Raw genomic sequence first — 773 nt, 5'->3', positions numbered from 1 at the left:
TTTAATTTCCGGTATGATTTTATTGGTTACCAATTCATGGTAGAGGGCTTTAGAATCCTCATTCATCTTTGATTCATGGTTTTGAATACTCTTTTTCCATACAAATGTATATCGATTGGCATTTGCTTCAATTTTTGTACCATCAATAAAAATAGCTTTATCATCTATAAGATTTTGTTTTACACACTGACTGTAAAATTGAATAAATAAAGATTCTAATAAAGCATCTACTTTTGGATTTACTCTAAATCGATTAATTGTTTTATAAGAAGGTTTTTGATTTTGTGATAGCCACATCATTCGGATGCTATCATTAAGCATTTTTTCTATTTTACGACCTGAGAATACAGATTGTGTGTAGGCATATAGAATCACTTTTAACATCATTTTAGGATGGTACGAAGTTGCACCACGGTGATGTCTGAATTCGTCGAATTCATTGTCAGGAATTGTTTCAACAATATCATTTACATGTCGTGAAATATCATTTGTGGGGATAAGAACTGAAGTTTCCATTGGTAGAGTAAGTTGAGTCATGTTATAATTTTTATACATAAGGCACCTCGTTAATTTAGTTTAGTGATGTTTATTAAATTATACGAAAGTGCTTTATTTTTTTAAAGTATTACAATGTAAAATTACATATAAATACAAAGTATTTTGGCGAGACTCTTGAGGGAACAGGACAAGCTGAAGACTACAGGCTGAAGCTGTCCCCTAAGAAAGCGAGCCAACAATACGGAGTATTGTAAATAAAGAAGCCAGTAAATGAA

The 773-nt window shown here is 31.3% G+C and carries 1 protein-coding gene; it reads right to left on the bottom strand.

Going from position 1 to position 773, the window contains the following annotated elements:
• Nucleotides 1–555, bottom strand: a 555-nt coding sequence (locus ACVBFA_RS11640) for a transposase (RefSeq protein WP_218086938.1), incomplete at its 3' end; no start/stop codon positions are given.
• Nucleotides 556–773 lie beyond the last annotated feature (218 nt).

Source organism: Staphylococcus sp. MSU001 (assembly GCF_052976705.1).
The sequence above is the reverse complement of the archived record's forward strand: the minus strand, read 5'-3'. Positions and strand labels throughout refer to the sequence as shown.